Consider the following 25,172-nt stretch of genomic DNA (forward strand, 5'->3'; position numbering starts at 1 on the left):
CGCATGTAACGTGCTCACCGAGGCTGGTCCAGAGTAACAAATTTCTAAAAAGCAAATTCAGTGTAATGCATTTTCGGGGCGCGCTGCTGCCCCGCCGTCTCCGGAGAGGCGGCTGGTTCATCATAGCCCGTCGGCAATGTCTAGCCCAACACGATTGACCTGGCGCAAAGGATGGCGTGATTTTTCCGCGTGTCAGCGGTAGTTGGCCCAATTGGCCCGCAGCCAGGTCAGCACGGCGCCATGGCCGCGTATGTCGGCCGGCAAGTGGCGCTGGATCAGGCGTTCGCATTTCAGGGCCGTGGCCAGGCTGCCGCCCGACCAGCTGTTGCAGCTGTACAGCACTTCATACCATTCGTGGCGGTTCAGCAAGACGCTGTCGGGGATGGCGCGTTGCGCCGGGTCATCGCCAGCCGCCGGGCCGTCCGGGTAGCTGAACTGCAAGTCGCTCTTTTTCATGGGGCCCAACCGGTGATCTGCCATGCTTGCCTCGCGATGAGATTGCGCACGGACACCTGTGCGTGCCAGGCAAGCTTATGCCACTGGCAAGCATTCCATTCAGCAATATGAGCCGGTCTTGATCTGGCTTAAAACTTGTTCCAGTTATTGTGCCGGTGCTCCGTCGCTTCCTTCATCAGGTGGCCCGCGCGCAGCGCGTCGTCCGCCTGCACCGTCATGGCCAGTTCCTGGAGCGCGGGCGGGTATTCGTGGTGGGCCGCCTCTTCCAGCAATTCACGGCCCTTGGCCAGGTTGCGCGGCACGCCGCGGCCTTCGCGGTAGGCGTTGTACAGCAGGAACATGGCGTGCGGATTGCCCAGTTCGCTGGACTTGGCCAGCCAGCGGGCCGCCTCCGCCTGGTCTTGCGGCACGCCTTCGCCGTTGGCCGCCAGCAAGCCCAGCATCAGGGCCGCCTTCGCATGGCCTTGCTGCGCCGCCTGGCTGTACCACAGCCAGGCCTGGTCCGGCGTGGCCGCGCGCAACATCTGGCCCAGCTCGAACGCCGCTTCCGTGTCGCCGGCGCGGGCCGCCTGTTCGAACAGGCTCAATGCCTCGGCGCGGCGTTCCGCGCGGGGCTGGTAAATCAGCGCCAGTTCGCGCTCGGCGACGGGCATGTCCTTGCCGGCCCAGCTGCGCACCTTGCGCTCGGCCTGGCGGTCGCCCGCCTGGCGCGCATGCATGGCGACGGCTTCGATTTCCGCCGCCGTGGGCGGTGGCGACGCCTGGCAGGCGGCCAGGGCGGTTGCCAGCACGAGGGCGGGGAGGGAAAGCGCTTGTTTCATCTGCATCACCTTCAATGTTGAGGGGCCGGAACTGCGGCAGTCCCGGCCCGTGGACCTTATTTGCTCAGGTCGATGCCGTACTTGGCAAAGCCGCTGGCGTCGAGCCCGCCTTCGGACGCCACGTTGGCGATGCCGCTGCTCTGCGCCAATGCCAGGTGGCCCGGCGCCGAGCGCAGGATCACGGGGCCGGCCGTGGCCGTCTTGACGAAGCTCCAGCTGCGCGCGCTGCCATTCGCCGCCAGGGTCACCTTGCCGCCCTTGGTGCTCAGCGAGGCCAGGTAGTTGCTGACCACGGCCTGGTTCGCGTCGGGCGACTTGATGATGGTCTTGCTGCCATCGATGCCCGGCACGGCGCCGCCGCCGCCGGCGCGGTAGTCGTTGGTGGCGACGATGAAATCATCGCCGTCGGCGACCGGTGCGCCCTTGTACGTGAGGTTGACGATGCGGCTGCCGACCTTTTTCGTCACGTCGATCTGGTACGTCAGCGCATTGTTTTCGGCGTAGAACACGTCATAGTTATAGATCGTGCCATACGACGGCACCAGGTCTTGCTCGGCAGTAATGGCCGGGTCGATCTGGTTGAATTGCCTGGCCGACGTTTCCAGCCACGCTTTCAAGTCCGCGCCCTTGATTTTGACGGCTTGCAGGTTGTTATTGCTATATAAATACAAATCGCCCGGATTGCGCACTTGCAAGCCGACCGGCGCGGCAGGCGAGGCGCCGGATGCCACGTCCGTGAAGTCCGACGGCCCGTTGCGGCCCGCCTTGAACGGCGCGCTGCACGAGATCACGGGAATGTTCTTGTAGCTGGACAAGGTCGCATCCGTGCTGGTGGCGATGAAATTCTTCACGTAGTCGAGCTGCGCCTGGTTCACCAGCTGGATGGCGCTGACGTCGCCCACCAGCGCAAAATAGGCGGACATCTCGAAATCCGTGCTGATGCCCAGCGGCTGCTTGGCATAGGCGATGGTGGCCGCGTGTTCGGTGGCCACCAGCGGCGCGATGGCCGGGTCGGCTTTCACGAGCGTCTTGCCATCCGTGTACTTGAAACCGCGCGATTCCACCGTCGTCTTGGCCGGCTGCACCACCCATTTCCCGCCCTGGTACGCCATCGTCAGCTTGATGATGCCCAAGCGGCGGCCCCAGCTTTGCGCCATGACGGTCGGCACGCCGTTGACAAAACCGTTGACGGCGTCGATCTTGGCGCTGGCCGGGAAGGCGGCAAACGAGGCGTCCAGCGCGGCTGCGCCTTCTTCCTTGCCTTTCGGGAAGATCAAGTGCGAGTGGCCGATCATCAGCGCGTCGATGCCCGTGCTGGTCAGATGATAGCTGCCGTTTTCCATCTTCGGGCTGTAGGTGCTCGTGTCCAGGCCGCCATGCGACAGAGCCACGACGAGGTCGGCGCCCTTGCTGCGCAATTCCGGCACGTATTGTTTCGCCGCTTCCTGCACGCCCGTCACGCTGACTTTGCCGGCGAGCACTTTTTGATCCCATTCGAGGATTTGCGGCGGCACAAAGCTCAGCACGCCCACATTGATCTTGACCGTCAGCTTGCTGCCATCGGGCGCCGTGGCGGCGAAATCGCGCGGCAGCACGGTATAGGGCTGAAAGATGGGCTTGCCGGTGGCTACGCCGACGACATTGCTCAGCACGGAAGGGAAGGCGGGCGCGCCGCAGGTGCCCGTCGGCTTGGCCACGCCGGGAATGCCGAAATCCGTGTTGGTGATCTGGCTCAGGTAACCGAGGCCATAGTTGAATTCATGGTTGCCCATGCCGCCCGCATCGTATTTCAGCGCATTCATGGCCTTGTGCACGGCCAAGGTGCTGCTGCAAGGCACGGGCGCGGCCACGGCCTGCAGGTCGGCAAGTAACGTGCCCTGGATGACGTCGCCATCGTCGAGCAGCACATTGTTCGGGTTTTCCGCGCGCGCCGCCTGGATCAGGGTGGACGTGCGCTCCAGGCCCAGACTCGTGTCTTCGGCCAGCGCGTAATAGTTGTAGCTCAAGACGTTCGAGTGGATATCGGTGGTTTCCAGCAATGCCACGGTGACCGTCGTGCCTTCGGGAATGGCCGGCGCCGCCGGCGTATTCGAACTGCCGTTGCAACCGACGAGACCCGCACTTGCCAGCGCCGCCAGCATGACCCAATTTGTTTTCATTACTGCCCTCGGAAAGATTCAAAGGACGCGACTGTAACGCCGCCATATGACGCGGCGATGACAGCCGTGCAGGGCGCATGGATGCAGGCGCCGCGCAGGTGGCAGCGGCCATGCCGCAGCGGCGCGCTCCAACTTCTGCGCGCGCCTGCTGCCGAGAGTTCACTCTCACAAAGTACGGCAAGTCATTGATTTTATGCATGAATATGTGAGGAGGATTGCTCGTCGCGGCACCGCTGCGAACAGCGGCAAGGCCGAGCGTGTGGCAGGGCAGGCAAAGATTGCCACACAAATGCAACTGAGCTGCATTATAATTAAAACGCAATTAACTTGCATTTAGTATGAGGCCGTCCATCGCCTCCCTCAATCGACTCCATCCGAAGGAACCCCATGCCCCAGCGCAAACTCCCCGTCACCGTCCTGTCCGGCTTTCTCGGCGCCGGCAAGACCACCTTGCTCAACCATATACTGCGCAACCGCGAAGGCAAGCGCGTGGCCGTCATCGTCAACGACATGAGCGAAGTCAACATCGACGCCGCGCTGGTGAAAGACAGCGCCGAAGCGGCCGGTGCAGCCCTGTCGCGCACGGAAGAAAAACTCGTGGAAATGTCGAACGGCTGCATCTGCTGCACCCTGCGCGATGATTTGCTGCAGGAAGTGCGGCGCCTGGCCTTGGAGGACCGCTTCGATTATCTGCTGATCGAATCGACGGGCGTGGGCGAGCCGATGCCCGTGGCCGCCACCTTCGACTTCGAGGACGAGCACGGCGACAGCCTGAACGACGTGGCGCGCATCGACTGCATGGTCACCGTCGTCGACTGCGCCAACCTGCTGGCGGATTTCCATAGCGAAGACAGCCTGGAGCAGCGGGGAGAAACGGCGGGCGAGGGCGACGACCGCCAACTGGCCAACTTGCTCACGGAACAGATCGAGTTTGCCAATGTCATCGTCCTCAACAAGGTCGACATGGTCGATGCGGCCGAGCGCCTGCGCGTGCTGGCCGTGTTAAAAGCCCTGAACCCGGGCGCGCGCATCATCGAAACCAACCAGTCCATCGTGCCGCTCGACGCCATCCTGGGCACGAACTTGTTCGACCTGGAGCAGGCGGCCGCCATGCCGGGCTGGGCCCAGGAGCTGGCGGGCAGTCATGCGCCGGAAACGGAAACGTATGGCATCGCCAGCTTCGTCTACCGGGCGAAGGAACCGTTCCACGCGCAGCGCCTGCACGACTATATTTCGCAACCGATACCGGGCGTGGTGCGCAGCAAGGGATACTTTTGGCTGGCCAGCCGCCCCGAGTGGGTGGCCAGCCTGTCCGGCGCGGGCAAGCTGATGAATATCGAACCCGTGGGCCTGTGGTGGGCGGCCGTGCCGCAGGAACGCTGGCCCACGGATGCGGCCTCGCTGGCGGAAGTCAAGGCGGGCTGGAGCGAAACGTATGGCGACCGCTACCAGGAGCTCGTCTTCATCGGCCAGGACATGGACCAGGCCGCCATCGAGGCGGACTTGAAGAAATGTCAACTTAACTATACGGAAACGCGCCAGGGCATGGCCGCCTGGCGCCAGCTGCCCGACCCGTTTCCACTATGGCAACGGATGGAAGAACTTGAAGATCAAGCTTGAACAGGAACGCGCCATGACAGAATTGATCCCCGTCACCATCATCACGGGTTTTCTCGGCAGCGGGAAAACGACCTTGCTCAAGCGCATATTGCAGGGCGATCACGGCGTGCGCATCGCCGTGATCGAAAATGAATTCGCCGCCGAAAGCATCGACCACGGCTTGCTGGTGCAGGACAGCGGCGAGCAGATCGTGGAAATGAACAATGGCTGCATCTGCTGCAGCGTGCGGGGCGACCTGATCCGCATCCTGGGCGAATTGCACGCCAGGCGCGCGGCGGGAAGCATCGCATTCGACCACGTCATCATCGAAACGACGGGCCTGGCCGCGCCGGTCCCGTGGCGCAAACCTTTTTTGCGGAGCCGTCCGTCAGCGAGTGCTACATGCTGGACGCCATTTTGACGGTGGTCGATGCGCGCCATGCGCAGCAGCAATTGACGGCACACCAGGAAGCGCAGGAGCAGGTGGGCTTTGCCGACCGCATCCTGCTGTCGAAGACGGACCTCGTCAGCAAGGATGAGCTGGCCGCGCTGCGCCAGCGCCTGGCCGCCATCAACGGCCGCGCCAGCATACAGAAAGTGCGCTTCGGCAATGTACCGCTGCGCGACATCCTGAACATCCGCGGCTTCAACCTGAACGCCATCGTCGAGCTGGAGCCGGATTTCCTCGGGGAACTGGGCCACCGCCATGGCGACGGCGTGCAATCGTTCGTCTACCACCAGGCCCAGCCCCTCGATCTGCTGCAGGTGGAAAACTTTCTTGATGCCGTGGTGCAACTATTCGGCAGCCAGCTGATGCGCTACAAAGGCATTTTATATGTTGCCGACCTGCCATGCCGCGCCGTGTTCCAGGGCGTGCACATGCTGATGGGCTCGGAACTGGGCGCGCCTTGGCGCGACGGGGAAGCGCGCGCCAGCAAGATCATTTTTATCGGCCGCGACTTGCCGCAGGATATGCTGACACGGGGCCTGGACCGCTGCGTGGCCAAGGTGGCGGCATGAGCGTGGAAGCGGGCTTGGCCATTCTCGCCATCCGCGTGCGTGCATGGAGAAAGGGCGTGGGTATAATGGGAAAAAACTCCCGAGTCCTCCCATGCCCGCACCCGATATCGTCATCCGCCTGTTGACGCCAGCCGACACCGCCGCCTTTCGCGCGCTGCGCCTGCGCGCCATCCTTGACTCGCCCAGCTCGTTTTCCTCGTCGCGCGAGGATGAACTGGCGCGCACGCCGGAAGAACATGCGCAGCGCATCGCCGGCGGCCCCCTGCACAGGGCTTTCGGCGCCTTCGATGGCGAACGCCTGGTCGGCTTTGCCGGCTTGCGGCGCGAACCCTTGCGCCAGCTGTGGCACAAGGCCGTGCTGTGGGGCGTGTTCGTCGATGCGCCTCAGCGGGGCCGTGGTGTGGCGCGGCGGCTCGTCAACGCCTGCATCGAACAGGCCGAGACGGACCCTGCCGTCATGCAGGTGCACCTGAGCGTGAATGCGGAAAACAATGCCGCCTTGCGGCTGTATGAATCGCTGGGATTTATCGCGTATGGGACGGAACCGCGCTCGATGCGCGTGGGCGAGCTGTTTTACGACGAGCATCACCTGGCGTTGCTGCTCAAGTGATACCTTCAGGTGATGTCTTTTTGAAAATTACTTGCAGCGCGGGCACAGGCCCTTGATCAGGTAATCGACTTCGCCGCCGCTGAAGCCTTCCGGCAAGAGCACGGGCGGCGGCAGCTTGACTTCATTGAAGCAGGTGACGTTGGCGCACTTGGTGCACTGGAAATGCGCATGTTCGTGCGCCTGATGGCCGGCACCGGCGCTGAAGCGCTGAAGCGCACACACCTGGTCGGCGCCCGCGATGCGGTGCACGAGTTCATTTTCCGTCAGCCATTCCAGCACCCGGTACAGGGTGACGGAATCGATATCGCTGTCCTGCGACAGCGCTTGCTGGATTTCATGGTGGGTCAGCGAACGGCTTTGCGCCATTAAAAAGTCGAGCACCTTCACGCGCGTCTTGGTGACGCGGGCGTTGGTGTTGCGGATCAGCGATTCGGCGTGCGGTGTAGAAGATGATGTCAACATGATAAGCCTGCTTGCGGGGGATCGGCTGGCGGCGTCATCGCCGTGCCCGTTGCCACCCTCTGGGCCATATCTTAGCATGTGTGCCCCTGTGCATGAAGCCGCGTTATGCTTCGAACGTCCAATCCGGCATGCCGGCGCCGCTGGCATGCCCGGGGCAGAGGGCAGTGCCGGCGGAGCGGGCCATGGCTCAGGGCATCGAACACTCGGCCTTGGCCATGCCGGCGATCCACGCGCTCAACATGGCGTTCGCTTCCGCGTGATTGGCGGCGCGTCCGATCACCGGCATCACCGATTCCGAATCCGTATGGCTGGTGCGGTACAGCAAGATGGAGGTTTCAGGCGAGCCCGGCACGATATCGTACTGATAAGGCAGTCCCGGGCCGCCATAGGCCAGCGGCTTCTTGCAGATGCCGCGCTTGATCGAGTCGATCAGCGGATTGGCTGTCTGGTTGAATCCAAGCAATAGTCCGCTTTGCTGGGCCTGGCCAGTGGTGGAATGACAGTGCGCGCAGTTTGCCTCCAGGTAGCCTTTGGCGCGGGCGTCCAGCGTTTGCGAGGCATCGCTCCAATCGGCCGCCTTGGGCGCGGCTGCGGCGCTGATATAGCCGCTCAGCATGCCAAGGTCGTTGAGATTGTCGAGCTGGTTCTTTGCCCCCGTGCCATACACATAAGTCTTGTTCAGATGATGTGCCTTGGTGCCTATCGGCAGCAGCTCGCCGCCGCCAGCCGAGGTGGTGGCGTGGCATTGCTGGCATTGCTGAGCGCTCGGTACTTGATAGCTGATTTTCTGGTGCGATCCATTGTCGCTGACCAGCTCCACGCGTTTGACGTCGCCGCCGATTTTCAGCGATGCGTCTTTCTGGTCGTCATCCCACACATAGGGCAGGCCCAGCCAGCGGCCATCGGCCTGCTTGACCAGCAGGCGGGTTTCGACCAGATGGTTCTTGCTCAAGTCGATGGAATTGCCCTGCACGGTTTGATGGCTGACTGCCTGGGCGCCGATGTAGCCGGCATCGCTGCCTGTCGCCTTCGGGTAATAGAAAGTTTTGACGATGACCGCGCCATTCGGAAAAACAAAGGGGTCGGCGCCATTGCCGTTATAGCTGATCTTGCCGCCCTTGGGGAGATAGATGGCGCGCAACTTGCTGGAGTAATCGGAAAACAGGGGGCTGTTCAAATCATACGCCACGGTAGCGGCATTGAGCCGCATCAACTTGCCATCGCTCTGCACCAAATTCCAGCTCGATAATTTGTCCGGTGCGGTGGTGCGTTCAAACAGCTTCACCTCGGCGGCAAAGCTGTCGCCGTCGGCGGTCTTGCCGCCGCCGCAGGCGCTGAGCAAGCTCATGGCGAGCATGAGGGGGAAAAGTGCGGCAAAAAAGGTCAATCTGGTCTTCATATCATGGACTCCTGGCGAGCAAGGATTGGATGGCGGGCACGCTGCGCCCTGTGGCGCGGGCACGCGCGGCCGCCCCGGTTTGCTTACTTAATGATCGGAAAGGCTGGAATGGCTGGCAGCGTCAATTCACAGTGCATGCGCGGCGCGAAAGGAAAGGCTGGCTGTAACAGCTCGGCGGGGATGCCCGCAATCGCTTCCGGCGGTGTTTCTCCGGCCGCGACCGACGCGCCCAGCTTCAGCCCGATCAGGTTGATATCCAGCGTCTCATAGGAAATCACGCCGTCGATGACGGGCGTATCGAGCGAGGTATTGTTCTTGATGCAAATGCGGCTGTCATCGCTGGCCACGCCACCGATGCCCAGGCCGCCCATGCCGGGCAAGGGGATCAGGCCGCTGCTTTTTGCCGGATCGAGTATGCCGTCCCAGACGCCGTACGGCAGCAGCGCCGGCAAGCCGCTCGACGCCAGCTGCGCGAACAGGCCATCGACCAGGGGTTTGAGCTCCGTCTTGAAGGCGCCGTCCGGCGCATGGCCCGATAGCGAGATGGTATTGCCGTAGGCATACAGGCCATGGATGAAGGGATTGTAGTCCGGGTCGTTGATGGCGAAACCGGTCGCCTGATAGCTGAGAGCCAGTATGCTGGTGGTCTTATGGTTCCTGATGACGTTATTCTTGATCTCGGTATTGTCCGCCGCCAGCACCATGATGCCGGTGCCGACCGGCACCGAGGTGACAAAGCCCGTGGCATTGTCGGCGACGGGCGTATTGTTGTCGTGGATATTGTTGTTTTGTATCAAAACCCCGTAACCTTTTTTGAAGCGATAGGTGCCGGGCAGGGAGAACACCAGCACGCCGCCCGTGTTGTCATGCAAATCATTGTTCTCCACGATGGCATTGAGCGAGTTTTCGATCTCCACGCCGGCCACGTTCAAATACACTTCATTGTTGCTGACGCGGATATTTTGCGATTGGCCGACATAGATGCCCGCATCTTCCGAGCCGATCACCTTGCTGTTTTTGACGATGATATTGTCGGAATTGACGGGATACAGGCCATACGCCATTTTGGACGTTTTGGTCGGATCGGTGGTCCACTCGGCGCGCAAGCCATCCATGGTGACATTGCTCGACGCTGAGACAAACACGGCATTGCCGGCCGCATCTTCCACCGCGAAATTTTTCAGCGTGATGGTCTTGACATTGCTGACCTGCAAGCCGTTGCGGCTGCTGGCGTCCTTGAAGGACAAAATGGTATCGCTCGCCGGATTGCTGCCGCTGCCCTTGCCGATAATCGTCACGCCGCTGGTGTTCATGATCAGGGGGCGGTCAAAGTGAAATTTGCCGGCCGGCAGCATGACGGTGGAGCCTTCCCTGAGACGAAACAGCAGATTGCTCATGTCGCTGTCATTCATTTGCGCCGCCGTGACGACGACGTCCAGTGCCGGCGGCGCCACGGCCTCGGCAACGGGTTCGCTGGAACTGCCGCCGCAACTGCCCAGCAGGAGCATGGTGCTTGCGTATGCAATGGTTAGACAGCGCTTGAGGCGCGGTAGTTTGTTCATGCTGTGTCTCCCTTGTTGTATGGTGATTTTTATCTTTTTATCCATATTTATGCGATGATTATAGTTCTGCCCTTGTATTTCATTAGTGACAGAAATGGCCTAAATATGTGCATTTCATGCCAAATTTCGGGAGATAAAATGTTGCATTGCATTATTTAATGAGCCACCGGAGCGCGACCATTTCGGTGGGGCTGGCGACCGATCTGCTGCAAGGACTCGATCCCGGTTCGGACCTGGTCAGGACCGTGCTGGCGCGCGCCAAGATCGCGCCCGAATCTCGATATTGCACTGCATCGTTTCGTCCGTTATTTCCGCTTGCTGCTCGATGACATGGGCTTCGATGTCACGCACGACGATCGGCTGACCCGCATTGCCCTGATTGAATATGTGCCGCCACAAGGGGAGCGGGTGCTCGTCCACGAGCTGATGCTGAAACTGGTGCATGGCCTCGCTTCCTGGATGATAGGGCGCGAGATACCGCTGGCGCGGGCCGATTTTGCGTTTCCCCGGCCGGCGCGGGTGGCGGAATACGTATATTTATTTCCTGGCCCCATATATTTCGAGCAAGCCCAGACCGCGCTGTACATCGGCTCCGGGTATCTGGGCGCGCCATTGCGCCAGGACAAGAGTGCGCTCAACCAGTTCTTGCGCAATGCGCCCGCCGATTGGCTATACGTGCCATTCAATGACAAGATCCTCACGCACCGGCTGCGCGACTACCTGGCTTCCCGCCTGGCCGATGTGATGACGATAGGTTCTTGTGCGAAGGCGCTGCATTTTTCCGTGCGCACGTTGTCGCGCCGGCTGGCGGAAGAAGGCAGCTCGTTCCAGACGGTAAAGGATGAGTTACGGCGCGACATGGCGATTTTGCAGCTGATCAAGAGCGATTTGACGATCGCGGCCATAGGGCAGAGCCTGGGCTTCGATGATCCCACCACGTTCAGCCGGGCATTCAAACTATGGACCGGCAGCGCCCCGGGGGTGTACCGCCGTCTCGGGGGCAGCGAAAAGTGCCATTGAACGGCCCGGCTCAGGGCTTGAACGTCCAGTAGCGGCCCGCCACCGTATCGACGGGGTCGAGAAAGCGCTGGTCGGCGCGCGCATTGTTGCGTATCAAATAAAACATGTCGGACAGGGCCGAGCGCTTTTCCGCAAAGTACGCGTGTTTCATGAAGCTCGTGTCGACCCCGGTGGCGTCGATGGTTTCCACGCCGGCCACGATCAGCATGCCGGCGCCGCTGTCGCCCGCGCGCGGGTAGCCGTGCACGGCTTTCGAGGCGGCCAGGGCCAGGTCTTGCGACGAGGCATATAAAGTGACGGGATTGCGCGCGCGGGCCAGTTGCGGCGCGAGATCGTGCCTGAAGATGGCGGCGTCGATGTCGGGCGCGGAGAGGATGATTTCCGTGATCTTTTGCGCCAGCTGCGGCTGCGCCGCCAGCAGGTCGGCCACGGCCCGCGCCAGGCCCCGGTTGCCCATGCTGTGGCCCACCAGATACACTTGCGCCGCCTCCGTGCTGGCGAGAAAGTCGGCCAGGAAGGCCGTGAGGTGGGGCGTGCTCCACTCGATATTGTTTTCATCGATGGTGTAGGCGGCCAGGTCGCCGCGCGACGGCCAGCTGTAGAACACGGGCGCGCCGTCGAAACCCAGGTCGTAGGCCATCTGCCCCGTGCGCCGCGCCGCATCCTCGAAACTCACGTTGTAGCCGTGCACGAAGACAAAGGCGCTCTTGCCGGCCGAGGCGCGGATCTGCGTTTTTAATGCTGCAAAGAAGTTGTCGCGGTCTTGCACGTCGGCGGACACAGCAGCACCACGTGCTTGGCCGGGTCGTCGCGAAATTCCAGCCGCCACAGCGACGGCGATTCCAGCTGGCCCATGCGGTGGTCGCGGGGGATGCTGATGTCGCAGCTGCCATAGCTGAGCGGGCCATCGCTGCCGCCATTGCCCCCCGTCATGCTGCGTTCGCCGCTGAAGCGCTGCGCCGGCGGCTTGCCCACGTCGCGCTGGCGATCCGTGGCGAAATACACTTTGACCACGGCATAGTTCGACACGACGGTGCTTTTATCGGCCGGGGCGGGCGCGGTTGCCACCTCTGGCAACGGGGAGGGCGGGCGCTGCAGCGCATCGAGCAAGCCTTGCGCGGCAAACAGGGTTTCCATGTCGTCCGGCACTTTCGCCGTGGACAGGGCAGCCGACAGGGCCAGTTGCAGCTGGGTATTGCCTGGTTCGGCCTCCAGCGCGCCGATGGCGGCCAGGATGGCGGCCGCGCCGTCGAACTTGGCGATGGCCAGCCTCAGGCGTTGATAGTGGCTGGCGACGGCTTCCGGCGCGTGGCCGGGCGCGCCATGTTCGATGGCCGCGACGACGGCGGAAGTGATCAAGTCCATGCGCCACCTGCCTCTCTGATCAATATGAATTAAATATCAACTCATATTGCCATAAAAGCACGCGGAAAGCGACTTGTCCAGCACTGCGCGCAACTGGTGCGCGACAGATCAATGTTGCTTGTCGTCGCTGAACTGCTGCGCCAAGGATTGCAGGGGCGCCACCGTCAGGCCGCCGCGGCTCACGTGCCCGGGGATGGCCACGCGCACGGGCTTGCTTTGCATGCTGGTGGACGACAGCACGTTCGCCGTGGTTTCCGGCGCCGCATTCCACACGGGATCGGCGATGCCTTCGAACACCTGCTTCAATTGCTCGCCCCAGGTGTCGCGGATCATGCGGAAATACTGGTTCTTTTCATCGATGGCGACGAAGCGCGTGACGGCCAGGCTGCCCGTCTCGTAGACGAGCAAGTCCAGGCAAGCCGACGGAAATGTTCGAGCGCAGGGTCGAATCCATGGAGATCAGCGCGCACTTGGCCGCCTCGTCGAGGCTGGTCGTCGGGTTGACGACGCGATCGATGATGGGCTTGCCATATTTCGCTTCGCCGATCTGGAAATACGTGTTTTCATCGTGCGATTCGATGAAGTTGCCGGCCGAATAGACCTGGAACAGCCGGCAGCGCTCGGCGCCTATCTGGCCGCCCACGATGATGCTGACGTTGAAGTCGATGCCGCAGTCGGCCAGGGCCTTCGCTTCGCGCTGGTGCACGGCGCGCACGGCGTCGCCCACGATGCGCGCCGCGTCATACATGCTGGCCACGTTCCAGATGCTGCGCCCGTCCGCATCGACGTGGTCTGAAACGAGCTGGCGGATGGCTTGCGAAATCGACAAGTTGCCGGCCGTCATCAGCACCAGCATGCGGTCGCCCGGGTTTTCGAACACGCTCATCTTGCGGAAGGTGCCCACCTGGTCCACGCCGGCATTCGTGCGGGAGTCGGACAGGAAGACCAGGCCTTCATTCAGGCGCATGCCTATGCAGTATGTCATTGTCGTAAATCAAATCAAAAGGGGGAACATTCTACACCAGCCGGGGCTGGACGATCCGCCGCAAGCCTCGCCCAGCCTCATTCCTGCCCATTTACACGGGCGCGATCTGCACGTCCACGTGCAAGGTTTCCGTGCCGCCGCCCTGGCGCACGCCGCGCACGGGCGCGGCCGAATCGTAGTCGCGCCCGATGGCCAGACGGCAATACGCATCCGTCATCAGCCGCGCATGCGTGACGTCGATGCTGACCCAGCCCGCGAAATCCGTGTCTTCCGTCCACGCGTCGACCCAGGCGTGGCTGGCTGCGTGGCCCGTCGTGCCCGGATCGATGTAGCCGGACACATAGCGGGCCGGGATGCCCCAGGCGTGGCAGCAGGCGAGGAACAGATGCGCGTGGTCCTGGCACACGCCGCGCCCCAGGGCCAGGGCGTCGCCGGCCGTGGTGGTGACCATGGTGGCGCCGCTTTCATACGCCACCTTGCCGACGATGTGCTCGGCCAGGCGCAGCAGATGGCCCGTGCCGGCCGTCACGCGGCGGTCCGGCAGGCTGGCGGCCGCCAGCTCCACGATGGCGGGATTGGCCTGGGTCAGCGGCGTCGGCATGGTAAACAGCAGCGGCGACAGGGTATCGACCAGGTTCAGCCGTCCCTTGTGCGGGTAGATGGTTTCCACCACGCCCTGGGCGACCAGGCTCAGCGACTGGTGGCTGCCATTGATCGTCAGCATGTGCGACAGATTGCCGTAGGCATCCGTGTAGGCGTGGCACTGGCCCGGCGTCGTGATTTGCCAGGACAGTGCCCGCTGCTGCGGCTCGACGCGCGGCGTCAGGTGCAACTGCTGTATCGTGTAGGCCAGCGGCGCACTGTAGGCGTAGCGGGTTTCGTGGCGGATGGTGAGCTGCATTAGGCCGCCAGGGGAACGAGGAAGTCGCGGCTGACCCGGTTGCCCAGGTCATAGATGTTTTCCAGAAACTCCGTCAGGGTATGGTGCAATCCGGCCTTCATGATGTCGTCGATATGGCCGAATTTCAGCTCCGCATGCAGCTTGCCGGCAAACCGTTCCGTATCGGCCGACACGTCGTTGCGGATATGTTTCAGATTTTCCACCACGTCATCCATGCAGGCAAGGAGCGACCTGGGCATGTCGCCGCGCAGCATCAGCAGTTCCGCCACCCGTGCCGGCGTGATGACGTCGCGGTAGACCTTGCGGTAGATCTCGAAGCCGGAAACGGAGCGCAGCAGGGCCGCCCAGTAGTAAAAATCGCGCTGGGCGACGTCTTTCGACGTGTCGCGCGCACCGTGGAACTTCACGTCGAGGATGCGCGCCGTGTTGTCGGCCCGCTCCAGGAAGGTGCCCAGGCGGATGAAGTGGACGGCTTCGTCCTTGAGCATGGTGCCCAATGTCACGCCGCGCGACAGGTGCGAGCGGTACTTGACCCATTCGAAGAAGGCGCTGGGATCCGTTTCCAGCAGATTGCTTTTCAAGCGCTTCTGCACGTCGAGCCAGGTGGCGTTCTGGATTTCCCACACTTCCGTCGTCAGGGTGCCCCGCACGGCGCGGGCGTTTTCGCGCGCGCCCGTCAGGCAGGCGAGGATCGACGACGGGTTGTTCGGGTCGCGCACCATGAAATCGAGCACGTCGCGCGTATGGAAGCGGCCATATTTGTGGTCGTACGCGCTTTGCAGCTCGGAAATACCCAGGGTGGCGCGCCAGCCTTGCTCCGCGTCCTGCCCGGACTGGGGCAGCATGGACGTCTGCATGTTGACGTCGAGCATGCGCGCCGTATTTTCCGCCCGCTCCGTGTAGCGGGCCATCCAGAACAAATGATCGGCAGTGCGGCTCAGCATGTTTTTTCTCCTGCAAAAGCTGCTTTTTCTTCTGATAATGTGGCTTCCAGTACCCAGGTATCCTTGGTGCCGCCCCCTTGCGAGGAATTGACCACCAGCGAGCCTTCACCGAGCGCCACGCGGGTCAGGCCACCGGGCACCATGGAAATCGTCTTGCCTGACAGCACGAACGGACGCAGGTCGATGTGGCGGGGCGCGATGCCGGCCTCGACATACGTGGGGCAGGCGGACAGGGCCAGGGTCGGCTGGGCGATATAGCCGCCCGGATTGGCCAGCAGGCGCTGGCGGAAGTCCTCGATCTGCGCGGCGCTCGACGCGGGCCCCACCAGCATGCCGTAGCCGCCCGCGCCATGCACTTCCTTGACAACGAGCTTCGCCAGGTTCGCCAGCACATAGGATAAATCGGCGCTCTTGCGGCACTGGTAGGTGGGCACGTTGTTCAAAATCGGCTCCTGCGACAGGTAAAACTTGATCATGTCGGGCACGAACGGATAGATCGACTTGTCGTCAGCCACGCCCGTGCCGATGGCGTTCGCCAGGGTGACTCTTCCCGCGCGATACACGGACAGCAGGCCCGGAACGCCCAGCGAGGAATCGGAGCGGAAAGCCAGCGGGTCGAGGAAATCGTCGTCGACCCTGCGGTAGATGACGTCCACGCGCTTGGGTCCGCGCGTGGTGCGCATGTAAACAGAGTTGTCGTTGACAAACAAATCCTTGCCCTCGACCAGTTCCACCCCCATTTGCTGGGCCAGGAAGGCGTGCTCGAAGTAGGCGGAGTTGTACATGCCCGGCGTCATGACGACGACCGTGGGGTCATCGATGCCCATCGGTGCGACGGAGCGCAGGTTGTCGAGCAGCATGTCCGGGTAATGGTCGACTGGGGCGATGCGGTTGCGGGCGAACAGTTCCGGGAACAGCCGCATCATCATCTTGCGGTCTTCCAGCATGTAGGACACGCCGGAGGGCACCCTTAAATTGTCTTCCAGTACATAGAATTCGCCCTGGCCCGCGCGCACGATGTCGACGCCGGCGATGTGGGCGTAAATGTCGGAAGCGACGGCGATGCCCTGCATTTCCGGGCGGTACTGGGCATTCTTGTAGATTTGCTCGGCGGGAATGATGCCTGCCTTGATGATGTTTTGCTCATGATAAATATCATGGATGAACATGTTCAAGGCTTGCACGCGCTGCACCAGGCCCGTCTGCATCTGCGCCCATTCGGCGGCGGGAATGATGCGGGGAATGGTGTCGAATGGAATCAGGCGTTCCGTGCCGGCATCGTCGCCGTAGACGGCAAACGTGATGCCGACGCGGCGGAACGTCAGGTCGGCTTCGGCCCGCTTGCGGGCGATGGTTTCCGGGGATTGCTGCGCCAGCCAGTTGTCGAATTCACGATAGTGTTCGCGTACCTTGCCGTCCGTCCCCACGTCATCTGCAGTCATTTCATTGAAAAAATTTGCCATGTTGTGATGTCCCTTGAGCCGTGTCTGTGTATAGCTCAGCAGGAAACGTGCCAACAGTGCGGACGGGAACAGGTGTAAAGATGACCACTTTTGTGGCGTCGCGCCAGCCTTTGCACCGTTTTGGTGCGCTAGCTGTCACTGTTGGGGACGCCAACTGGCGGGACGAACGGGCGGCAATCGACGGGCACGTCGAAGATGAAGCTGGTGCCCGTTTCCGGCGCGCTGTCGACGGCGATGCTGCCGCCGTGGCTTTCGGCCACGTTCTGCACGAAGGGCAGGCCGATGCCCCAGCCGGGTGCGGCGCTGTCGTTTTCGCGGCGCAGGTAGTCGAAGATGCGTTCCGCCTGGGCCGGCGCGATGGCGTGGCCGCCGTTGTGGACGGTGATGATCAGGCGTTCGTGGCACGCTTCCACGTGCACCTTGACGGGCGCGTCGTCGCCGTACTTGATGGCATTGCCGAGCAGGTTTTCCAGTGCGCGCCGCAGCGAGTTCTCGCACCACCAGCCGGTGACGGCTTGCCCGCTGACCTGGCATTTGCCGGGCCGCTGCAGGTTGACCTGGCCGGCCACGGCATGAACCAGGGGCAGCACGTCGAACTGGCTCAGGGCCAGCGGCAACCGCTGGCCCTGGTGGTAGCTGAGAGTGTCGAGCAATTCCTCGATCATGCTGTCGAGCCGTTTGCTGTGCTCGGCAATCTTGCGTGCCAGCAATACCACGCGTTCCGGCTCCGCTGGCCGCAGCAGCAGCTGGGCGCTGGTGCTGATCACGGCCAGCGGGTTGCGCATGTCGTGCGACAGGCCGGCCGCGATGCGGCGCCGGAAGCCTTCATGCATGCTGGTAAATTCGCGTATCGATTCGCGGATGCCCGAGTCGATCGACTCGTTGAGCACCTGCCAATCCTTGCGGCGCAAGGTGATATGGGCATCGTGGGCGGCGGCGGCGAAGCAGTCGCGGAAGATCTGGTATTCCTGGATCACCTGTTCCGGCCCGTAATTGGTCATGCGCGCCCGTTCATTGCCATGCACGGCGGGCACGTTGCTGTTGCTGGCCGCATTGTCGCGCGGATGGCCCGGCGTGAGGGCTTCGGCCAGGTTGTCGAAAAAGGCGGGCAGGGTATTGATGAGTATGGGCGTGAGCAAGCGGTCGGCGCCGCGCACCTTGGCGCGCACGCGCTGTTCCCAGGCGTTGAGGACGGCGTCGCGCATGGCAAAGATGCGCTGCGCGCGCTGCAGTGGCTGGCGCGCGCGAGCCTGGCGACCCGCATGATGATCCGTGGCAATATTCACCTGGACTCCCGGACAGGAATGACTATGCTCATCATAGTATGCGCCTGATTCGCCGCCAGGAAAACGCCTTATTGACCAGTATCGGCCTGCCGCAAGGCCGCATACAGGCGGGAAAGCGAGGCTGACCACTCGGCCAGGGAAAAGTTCTGTGGGTCGTCATGACCGTTCGCAAAGCCCGTATCGAGCACGGCGTGGAAGGCGGGGATCAGCCACGTGCCCTTGCGCACGCTGGCGGCGATGTAGAGCAGGGCCAGCCGCTCGTATTGGGCGGGCGTAAAGCCGGGATCGGGCGCCAGGCCGTCGTTGCCCTTGCCGCCGCCAGGCACGGAGTGGCGCGGTTGCACCAGTTCCACGTGCAGGAACAGGCCCGTCAGCGAAGGCTTGTCCTTTTCCAGCTTGCTGGCATAGCCGGCCGTGCCGAAGTCGCGCACGGCCAGGGAATCGCCGAGGCGGTTCACGTAGACGTGGCCTTTCGGACCGCCGCCCAGGGCCGGATTGCGCAGCGTAAAGTTGTTGAAATCCCAGCTGGCGTCGTTGATGTGCTCGGGAATGGTTTCTAGCAAGAAATTCGGGTAGCTGGTGTCGTGGATGACGAAATAGCGGGCCATCGGTGCCGCCAGCCGGCCCACGGCGCGCGACAGCGGTGCATCGACGGCGCCGCCCGCGTCCGCTTCGCTGATCGATTGCCGCGCCAGCCAGGCGCGCAGCCGGGCCGGGGCGACGTCCGTGCGCTGGCCGATGTGCTCGGCAAGAAAGTCCGGCAGCGGCGCGCTGTCGCCCAGCCGCGCATACAGTTTGACGGGACGCAACAAACACGTGGCTTGCGTCCGCGCATCGCCCTTGAAGCCGCTTTTCCAGGCGGCGTAGGGACAGGCGGCTTGCTTTTGGGCAGCGGCTGGCAGGGACAGGCAAAGCAAAAGCAGCAGGGCAGGGAGTCGTTTCATGCCGCATTGTCGCCGAAGCGCGGCTTGCGGCACAGGCGCGCACACATAAAAAAAGCTGCCCGAAGGCAGCTTTTCGTCGCGCGACAGGCGCGCGGTCTTTAAAACGCCACGCTGGCCGACACCACCACGGTGCGCGGCGCGGCCAGCACCAGCGAGCCGATATTGAAGGACGACACGGCCGACGACCAGTAATTGCGGTCCGTCACGTTGTCCACGCGGGCGCGCAAGGTCACGTCACGGCCCGCCACTTGCGTCAGGTAGCGCGCGCCGATGTCGAGGCGGGTCCACGATGGCAGTTGCCTGCTGTTGGCCAGGTCCGCGTATTGCGTCGAGGTGTAGATGGTGCGGGCGTTCAGGGTCAGGCCCGGCGCGCCGGGCACGTCCCATTCGCCGCCAACGCTCATCTGCGTTTCCGGTGCGCCGATGGGTTTCTTGCCATTGTTGGCGGCCACGCCGGTATTGCTGAGCTTTGCATCGAGCCAGGTCAAGCCGCCCAGCAGGCGCACGCCCTGCATCGGCGTGCCGAAGATCGACAATTCCAGGCCGCGGTTGCGCTGTTCGCCATCAAGTTCGGCCCGCTTGCCGACCACGGCCAGCAAAGGCTTGCTTGTCGTGAACAGGGCGGCGCTCATGCCCAGTTTGCCGCCGTCATACTTGACGCCGATTTCCTTCTGCTTCGATTTATACGGCGCAAACACCTCGCCCATGTTGTCGACATTGAGCTGCTGGCCGTTTTCCACGTAGGTTCCCGTGGCCGCCGGTCCCTTGACCAGCGCCTCGATGTAGTTGGCGTACAGCGACACGTCCTTGCTGGCCTTGAAGACGATGCCAGCCACGGGCGTCGTGGCGCTCTCGTCATAGGCCTTGCCTTGCGGCGCCGAGGTGTTGTAGTCGTAACCGGCATCCTTGATCTGCTGGCGGCGCAAACCCACGGTCAGCAGCAGCTGGTCGTCGAGGAAGGCCATGGTGTCGGCCAGGGCGTAGCTGTTGAGGATGGTTTTCTGGGTGATGCGCGGGTCGCTCATGATGCCGCCCGCGTATGGCGTCGGCGGCGCGGTCACGTCGACCGGTGCGTAAATGTTGGTGGCAAACTTGTCGCCGATCGCATACGCGTTCTTCGCTTCATTCCAGTGCCCGGACCAGCTGGCCACCAGGGTGTGCTTGACGGCGCCCGTAACGAGCTTGCCGCGAATGCCCAGTTCGCCCGTGCGGATTTCCTGCTTGCGCGCATTGTCGAAGCGTGACACCTCGGCGTCGCCATTGATCGAAGTCAACGTCGGCTCGGCCAGGCTGTTGGCCTCCCTGGTCGAGCGGGAGCCAAATGCGGCCCAGGCCACGACATCCTTGGCCAGATCCACTTCGGCGCGCGCCGTGCCGAACACGTCATGCTCCTTCGAATAGCTCCACGGCTGGGCAAAGTTCTTCGACGCATCGGGTGCGGATGGCAGCACGGCCACGCTGCCAATGCCGACGGACGGGCGCGGCGATGTCAGGTCGAAATTCTGGTAGCCGGCATCGGCCGACAGGCGGTAGCCGCGGCCGCGATAGTCGAGGCCGACGGAAAACATGCCCACGTCGTGGTCTTCGCGCTGGATGCCGGTCTCGCCCTGGCGCTTGGCGGCATTTACGCGCACGCCGAATTCCTGCTGCTCGCCAAAGCGGCGCGCCACGTCGATGGCCGCATAGGCGTGGCCGCCCGATTCCACGCCCAGCGTCAGTTCCGTCAGCGGCGCGTTGCCGGCGCGCTTGGGCATCAGGTTGATGGCGCCGCCGATGCCGCTGCCGCCCGGCGCCGCGCCGTTCAGGAAGGCGCTGGCGCCACGGAACACTTCCACTCTTTCCAGTAGTTCCGGCGAGACATATTGGCGGGGCAGGACGCCGTACAGGCCGTTGTACGCGACGTCATCGGAATCGAGGGCGAAGCCGCGGATCACATACACTTCCTGGAAATTGCCGTAGCCGCGCGACATGCGCACGGCCGGATCGCTTTGCAGCAAGTCGCCCCGCGCTGCGCGCTTGCTGGTCGGCAATGAATTGCTGCGTGTAACTGGTGCTGCCGAACGGCGAGTCCATCATGTCCACGGCACCGAGGATGCCCATGCGCCCGCCGCGCGCCACCTGGCCGCCCGCGTAGGCTTTCGACAAGCCTTCCGCCGAGGCGTCGGCCGAGGCGCTCACGACCACGGTCGGCATGGTTTGCGCGTCTTGCGCATGGGCGGCGGCGCTGGCCAGCAGGAAGGCGGCCAGGGCGAACGGGGTAGGGACGAGGCGGAAGGTGCGCATGGAGTTATCCGGATATTAATGAGAATGATTATCATTATATTCCAGTGAGGCGCCGCGCGTGGGAAAGTGTGAGAAAGCGGCAAAAAAAGTCGCCATCCGTGCCACACCGGGCGCCTAAAAGTGCCGGAATCTGGCGGGAAAAGGCGCGCCAGACGATACCTTGTGGATTTATTAATGACTACGGTCAAGTTTCGCTAAAATAGGCCATCGCGCCCGGCGCCCACAGGAAACCGCATGCCATTGCACCGCCAACTACCGTCCGCCTCCCTGCGCCTGCGCATACGGGGCGGCTTGAGCCTGAAAGGCGCGGCCGTCGCGCTGATCCTGGCCATGCACGTGCTGGGCCTGTATTTCCTGCTGCTGCCGGCGCGGCAATTGAAGCAATACACGGAAGTGGCGTTCATGACTTTGCTGCCGCCCCGGCCGCAGACGCAGGCGCCGCCGATGGCCTTGCCGCTGCCCATGCCGGCTCCCGTGCCGCGCGCGCGCAGCAGTGCGCCGCCGGCCGCGCCTCCCGCCATCCTCGCACCACCGGCCGTGGCTGCGGAAAGCATCACCGTGCCCGCCGAAGACTTGCCCGCCGCGCCGGCCGGCGCCGGCGCGACTTGCGCACGCGCGCCCGGCTGGCCGCTGGCGCCGCCGACAAGGCCTTGCGCGGCGAACTGAAACAAGACAAACCCTGGCTGGCCGCTGCCGACCTGAAAAGTGAAAGCGCCTTCCAGAAGCTGGTCGCCTCCGCCTGGCGCGGCGGCCCCGTCATCCGCGTGGAAGAATACCTGACGGCCGATGGCCGGCCCGCCACGCGCGTCGTCAGCGCCGGCGGTGCCACCTGCTATGGAATGGCCGAAAATCCTGGCTCCGGCGCCGACCCGTTCAAGACGGGGGGCAAGGTCAAGCGCGTGCCTTGCCCGGGCTAAAGTTTCCAAGCGGTACACGGTTTTCACGGTAATTACGGGCGCTCAGCCCCGGCTGGTTCCCAACTATGCTAAGTTGCGTCTGCAAATCTTGTCGACACGACCCAGGACGCCCATGCCACCCGAACTCCTCATCCTCGCCCCCAGTCCCTCGGCTGCCGTCAACGCGCAGCTGGAACAGCAATACACGTGCCACCACGCCTGGCAGGTGCCGGCGGACGAGCGCCACGCCTGGCTGGCCGAACGGGCACCCGGCATCCGCGCCGTCGTCACCACGGGCGCGCTGGGCTTGAACGCTGCCGACATGGCCTTGCTGCCGAAGCTGGAAATCGTCGCCGTCAATGGCGTGGGCCTCGACGGCGTGGCGCTCGACCAGGCCCGCGAACGGGGCATCGCCGTCACCACCACGCCGAACGTCCTGACGGATGACGTGGCCGACCTGGCGCTGGCCTTGCTGCTGGCCAGCGCGCGGCACGTCGTGGCGCTCGACCGCTTCGTGCGCGACGGCGGCTGGGGACGCCGCGAAGCCATCGCCCCAGCGTCCAGCCTGCGCGGCAAGACGGCCGGCATCTTCGGCTTCGGCCAGATCGGGCAAGCCATCGCGCTGCGCCTGGCCGCCTTCGGCGTCAACGTCCGCTACTTTCAGCCGCGCGCCATTCCCTGCGCGAGCGCGCCACGCGCCGCATCGCTGCTGGCCCTGGCGCAGGAAAGCGATTACCTGATCGTTTGCGCGCCGGGCTCGCCGGCCACGCGCAAGATCGTCGACCGCACGGTGCTCGACGCGCTCGGTCCGCAAGGCACCCTGATCAACATCGCCCGTGGCGCCCTGATCGACGAAGAGGCCCTGATCGCCGCCTTGCGGGAGGGCCGCCTGGGCGCGGCCGGCCTCGACGTGTTTGCCGACGAGCCGCGCGTACCAAACGCCCTGCGCGCCTTGCCGAACGTGGTGCTCACGCCCCACGTGGGCAGCCTGACCGTGGAAACGCGCCATGCGATGGGGCAACTGGTCGTCGATAACCTGGCCGCCCACTTCGCCGGCTTGCCGCTGCGCACGCCCGTGCCCTGACGCTGCCGCCGCGTCAAGGCCGCACTACCCAGCGCACGTCGTCGAGCGACAGCAGCAGTTGCTCGGGCGCGCCGTCCGTAAAGAAATTCAGACGGAAATCCATGGCCGCGCCGCCATCCGTGGTCGGCTGCTGCGTGTCATACCATTGCTGCACCTGGGCCACCAGCGCCATGGGCGCGGCGGGCGGCTGGGCCGCATCGATGGGCGCCAGCACGGCCGGCAGCAGGCTGACCGGCAGCGAGGTGCGGGGAAAGCCCGCCACGGCCGGCATCACGCTGTAGGAATAACAGCCATCCATGGCGATGCGCACGCTGCCCGAGGCGCCCGTGAAGAGGGCGTTGAAGAAGCCCCTCATGTAGGCCGCCACGTCGCTGCCGCCCACCGGTGCGACTTGCCGCAAATCATAGCCCTGCCAGCTCAGGCGCGGCAGGATGGGGTCGCTGAACTTGACGACCGGCGTCTGGTACAGGAAGGCGGGCATGGTCGACACCTGGGTCTGGCTGGGCGGGCACAGGTAGCGGTTGCGCTGCACGTACAGCGAGGCCTGGGCATTCTGGTACACCATCACGTTCAGCCCCGGCATGCGCACCTCGCGGCCGGTATTGGCCAGCGCGGCGGCAAACGACAGGTCGGGCGTGTCGGCGGCGATGGCCGCGTAGCGGTAGGCCAGCAGCGCATCGGGCGGCGTGGGCGTGGCCGGCGTGGCCCGGTACTGCTGCGCATCGATGCCGAGCACGGGCACGGGCACGCTGACGGCGCCGTTGCTCAGGGTGCCGGCCTGCGGGTCGTAGGTGGCGGGCGCGCCGCCGACGGTGACATTGAGCAGCGCATACCAGGCGTCGCCGTCGTGGTCTTCCAGGCGCGCGTCGAATTCCACGGCCACGCTGGCCTCGCCTTGCGCCGCCGCCAGCCGCGCCGCGCCGAAATGCTCGCCATAGCTGGCCGCCACCTGGGTCACCAGCTGCTGGAAGGCGGTGGTGGCCAATGTTGCCTTGGGGATACTATCGGCCGTGTCCTGCTTGCCGTCGAGGGGCGCGAGGAACGCGTCGAGGTCGGCCGAGATGAGCGGATAGTTGCTGACGAAGGCGGCCAGCGCCGTGAACAGGTCGGGACCGGCCGCCGCGGACAGCCTGGTCGCCTGCGGCGGCACGTTGAGCACGATGCTGACGTGCACGGCATCCTGCGCCGCCTGGCGATAGGTATAGCTGAAGCCGTAATCCCACTGGGCCAGCTGGGCCGGCTGCAAGCCATCGGCGGCCAGGCGCAGGCGGCCGGCCTGCGGCGCGGCGGACGCGGTGGCCGTTTGCCGGTTGACCGTGGGCGGCACGGGCAGGGCGCGGTTCAGCACGGGGATGTATTGTGTGCCATTGCCCAGCGGCACCTCGAACGGACCGGTGATGAACAGCAGCCACTGGGTTTGCGCGTAGTTTTCGATGCCGGGCACGAATTGCTGGTCGAATTCCATGTGCGTGATCTGATAGCGCAAGTCCAGCGGCACATAGGCCTGGCCTTCGACATTCTTCGAGATGAAGTTGAATGACAGCCGGCTCTGCTCCGGCACTGCCGCGCCCAGCAAAGGCAGCCGGGTCGGGAACAAGGTGTAGTTCTGGTTGTCGCCGCCGTCGGCTGCGCCCGCGCCGGCGGGCTGGCCGTACAGCGCGGGCGGCCCGGCCGCGTAGATGCCGTCCGCGCCCGTGACCTGGTCCACGCCGTACACCACCACGGCGCCGGCGGCAAAGGCCGGCCCCAGGGTGGTCAGCAGCTGCTGCCGCATGGTGGCGGCCGCGCTGGCGCGCGTCGCTTCGTCCGCCGCGCTGCTGCTGAGCACGGGGCTGACCGTGGCGCTGATGGCGTCGGCCAGCGTCTGCTTCGCCTTGAGTACGAGGCCCAGCTGGCCGCTCTGCAGCGGATCG

The 25,172-nt window shown here is 63.9% G+C and carries 22 protein-coding genes and 2 pseudogenes; 8 read left to right on the top strand and 16 right to left on the bottom strand.

The window, feature by feature from the left end; all coding sequences use genetic code 11:
• Nucleotides 1-192: 192 nt before the first annotated feature.
• The 3 genes from ACQVLG_RS23175 to ACQVLG_RS23185 all read right to left on the bottom strand — a co-directional run bounded on the left by ACQVLG_RS23175 (nt 193) and on the right by ACQVLG_RS23185 (nt 3,436).
• On the bottom strand, nt 193-456 hold the full coding sequence (locus ACQVLG_RS23175) for a hypothetical protein (protein WP_474291165.1): 264 nt from the start codon (nt 454-456) through the stop codon (nt 193-195).
• Between the two features lie 128 nt (nt 457-584).
• Nucleotides 585-1,277 (bottom strand): tetratricopeptide repeat protein, encoded by a 693-nt coding sequence (locus tag ACQVLG_RS23180; protein ID WP_474291166.1) that lies wholly within the window; start codon nt 1,275-1,277, stop codon nt 585-587.
• A 56-nt stretch (nt 1,278-1,333) separates the two neighbouring features.
• Entirely contained in the window at nt 1,334-3,436 is a 2,103-nt protein-coding gene (locus tag ACQVLG_RS23185; RefSeq protein ID WP_474291167.1) for a bifunctional 2',3'-cyclic-nucleotide 2'-phosphodiesterase/3'-nucleotidase, read from the bottom strand.
• A gap of 387 nt (nt 3,437-3,823) precedes the next feature.
• Between ACQVLG_RS23185 and zigA the strand changes: the two genes are divergently transcribed.
• The 3 genes and pseudogenes from zigA (at nt 3,824) to ACQVLG_RS23200 (ending at nt 6,665) form a co-directional block, all read left to right on the top strand.
• A complete protein-coding gene (gene zigA, locus ACQVLG_RS23190; protein ID WP_230538028.1) occupies nt 3,824-5,056 on the top strand; it encodes a zinc metallochaperone GTPase ZigA in 1,233 nt (410 codons plus the stop codon).
• A 13-nt stretch (nt 5,057-5,069) separates the two neighbouring features.
• Nucleotides 5,070-6,055: pseudogene (locus ACQVLG_RS23195) on the top strand (CobW family GTP-binding protein).
• A gap of 91 nt (nt 6,056-6,146) precedes the next feature.
• Nucleotides 6,147-6,665 carry an N-acetyltransferase family protein gene (locus tag ACQVLG_RS23200; protein WP_474291168.1) on the top strand — a complete coding sequence of 173 codons (519 nt, stop codon included), beginning with the start codon at nt 6,147-6,149 and terminating at the stop codon, nt 6,663-6,665.
• 27 nt (nt 6,666-6,692) lie between these two features.
• Here ACQVLG_RS23200 and ACQVLG_RS23205 read toward each other — a convergent pair whose 3' ends face one another.
• The 3 genes from ACQVLG_RS23205 to ACQVLG_RS23215 form a co-directional block, all read right to left on the bottom strand.
• On the bottom strand, nt 6,693-7,127 hold the full coding sequence (locus tag ACQVLG_RS23205) for a Fur family transcriptional regulator (RefSeq protein ID WP_474291169.1): 435 nt from the start codon (nt 7,125-7,127) through the stop codon (nt 6,693-6,695).
• A 187-nt stretch (nt 7,128-7,314) separates the two neighbouring features.
• Nucleotides 7,315-8,526, bottom strand: a complete 1,212-nt coding sequence (locus tag ACQVLG_RS23210; protein ID WP_474291170.1) for an SO2930 family diheme c-type cytochrome — start codon at nt 8,524-8,526, stop codon at nt 7,315-7,317.
• Nucleotides 8,527-8,609: 83 nt separating this feature from the next.
• Complete coding sequence (locus ACQVLG_RS23215) at nt 8,610-10,088, bottom strand: parallel beta-helix domain-containing protein (RefSeq protein WP_474291171.1); 1,479 nt, start codon at nt 10,086-10,088, stop codon at nt 8,610-8,612.
• 158 nt (nt 10,089-10,246) lie between these two features.
• On the opposite strand from ACQVLG_RS23215, the gene ACQVLG_RS23220 reads away from it, so the two are divergent.
• Both ACQVLG_RS23220 and ACQVLG_RS23225 read left to right on the top strand, forming a co-directional pair.
• Nucleotides 10,247-10,417, top strand: a complete 171-nt coding sequence (locus ACQVLG_RS23220) for a hypothetical protein (protein WP_474291172.1) — start codon at nt 10,247-10,249, stop codon at nt 10,415-10,417.
• Nucleotides 10,377-11,108: a helix-turn-helix domain-containing protein gene (locus ACQVLG_RS23225; protein WP_474295773.1), complete on the top strand. Its 732-nt coding sequence runs from the start codon at nt 10,377-10,379 to the stop codon at nt 11,106-11,108. Before ACQVLG_RS23220 ends, ACQVLG_RS23225 begins: the two co-directional genes overlap by 41 nt.
• Before the next feature lie 10 nt (nt 11,109-11,118).
• Here ACQVLG_RS23225 and ACQVLG_RS23230 read toward each other — a convergent pair whose 3' ends face one another.
• The 10 genes and pseudogenes from ACQVLG_RS23230 to ACQVLG_RS23275 all read right to left on the bottom strand — a co-directional run bounded on the left by ACQVLG_RS23230 (nt 11,119) and on the right by ACQVLG_RS23275 (nt 21,279).
• The gene (locus tag ACQVLG_RS23230) at nt 11,119-11,889 is read right to left on the bottom strand and encodes an alpha/beta hydrolase (RefSeq protein WP_474291173.1); all 771 of its coding nucleotides are present in this window, start codon (nt 11,887-11,889) and stop codon (nt 11,119-11,121) included.
• The gene (locus tag ACQVLG_RS23235; protein ID WP_474291174.1) at nt 11,844-12,473 is read right to left on the bottom strand and encodes a hypothetical protein; all 630 of its coding nucleotides are present in this window, start codon (nt 12,471-12,473) and stop codon (nt 11,844-11,846) included. The genes ACQVLG_RS23230 and ACQVLG_RS23235 overlap by 46 nt, the downstream gene beginning before the upstream one ends.
• A 108-nt stretch (nt 12,474-12,581) precedes the next feature.
• Nucleotides 12,582-13,458, bottom strand: a pseudogene (locus ACQVLG_RS23240) (proteasome-type protease).
• Between the two features lie 91 nt (nt 13,459-13,549).
• The gene (locus ACQVLG_RS23245; RefSeq protein WP_230538020.1) at nt 13,550-14,359 is read right to left on the bottom strand and encodes a transglutaminase family protein; all 810 of its coding nucleotides are present in this window, start codon (nt 14,357-14,359) and stop codon (nt 13,550-13,552) included.
• On the bottom strand, nt 14,359-15,303 hold the full coding sequence (locus ACQVLG_RS23250) for an alpha-E domain-containing protein (RefSeq protein WP_474291175.1): 945 nt from the start codon (nt 15,301-15,303) through the stop codon (nt 14,359-14,361). Before ACQVLG_RS23250 ends, ACQVLG_RS23245 begins: the two co-directional genes overlap by 1 nt.
• The gene (locus tag ACQVLG_RS23255; protein ID WP_474291176.1) at nt 15,297-16,766 is read right to left on the bottom strand and encodes a circularly permuted type 2 ATP-grasp protein; all 1,470 of its coding nucleotides are present in this window, start codon (nt 16,764-16,766) and stop codon (nt 15,297-15,299) included. The genes ACQVLG_RS23250 and ACQVLG_RS23255 overlap by 7 nt, the downstream gene beginning before the upstream one ends.
• A 128-nt stretch (nt 16,767-16,894) precedes the next feature.
• A complete protein-coding gene (locus ACQVLG_RS23260) occupies nt 16,895-18,052 on the bottom strand; it encodes a sensor histidine kinase (RefSeq protein ID WP_474291177.1) in 1,158 nt (385 codons plus the stop codon).
• A 68-nt stretch (nt 18,053-18,120) separates the two neighbouring features.
• Nucleotides 18,121-18,996, bottom strand: a complete 876-nt coding sequence (locus ACQVLG_RS23265) for a hypothetical protein (protein ID WP_474291178.1) — start codon at nt 18,994-18,996, stop codon at nt 18,121-18,123.
• A 98-nt stretch (nt 18,997-19,094) separates the two neighbouring features.
• Nucleotides 19,095-20,993, bottom strand: coding sequence for a TonB-dependent receptor (locus tag ACQVLG_RS23270; protein WP_474291179.1), 1,899 nt, complete (start codon nt 20,991-20,993; stop codon nt 19,095-19,097).
• Entirely contained in the window at nt 20,899-21,279 is a 381-nt protein-coding gene (locus ACQVLG_RS23275) for a hypothetical protein (RefSeq protein ID WP_474291180.1), read from the bottom strand. Before ACQVLG_RS23275 ends, ACQVLG_RS23270 begins: the two co-directional genes overlap by 95 nt.
• Before the next feature lie 234 nt (nt 21,280-21,513).
• On the opposite strand from ACQVLG_RS23275, the gene ACQVLG_RS23280 reads away from it, so the two are divergent.
• The 3 genes from ACQVLG_RS23280 (at nt 21,514) to ACQVLG_RS23290 (ending at nt 23,259) form a co-directional block, all read left to right on the top strand.
• Nucleotides 21,514-21,945, top strand: a complete 432-nt coding sequence (locus tag ACQVLG_RS23280) for a hypothetical protein (protein ID WP_474291181.1) — start codon at nt 21,514-21,516, stop codon at nt 21,943-21,945.
• Nucleotides 21,885-22,196 carry a hypothetical protein gene (locus ACQVLG_RS23285; protein ID WP_474291182.1) on the top strand — a complete coding sequence of 104 codons (312 nt, stop codon included), beginning with the start codon at nt 21,885-21,887 and terminating at the stop codon, nt 22,194-22,196. The genes ACQVLG_RS23280 and ACQVLG_RS23285 overlap by 61 nt, the downstream gene beginning before the upstream one ends.
• Before the next feature lie 112 nt (nt 22,197-22,308).
• On the top strand, nt 22,309-23,259 hold the full coding sequence (locus ACQVLG_RS23290; RefSeq protein ID WP_474291183.1) for a 2-hydroxyacid dehydrogenase: 951 nt from the start codon (nt 22,309-22,311) through the stop codon (nt 23,257-23,259).
• The last annotated feature ends 1,913 nt before the right edge of the window (nt 23,260-25,172 follow it).

The sequence above is a fragment of the Janthinobacterium sp. TPC_1 genome, from assembly GCF_056037845.1.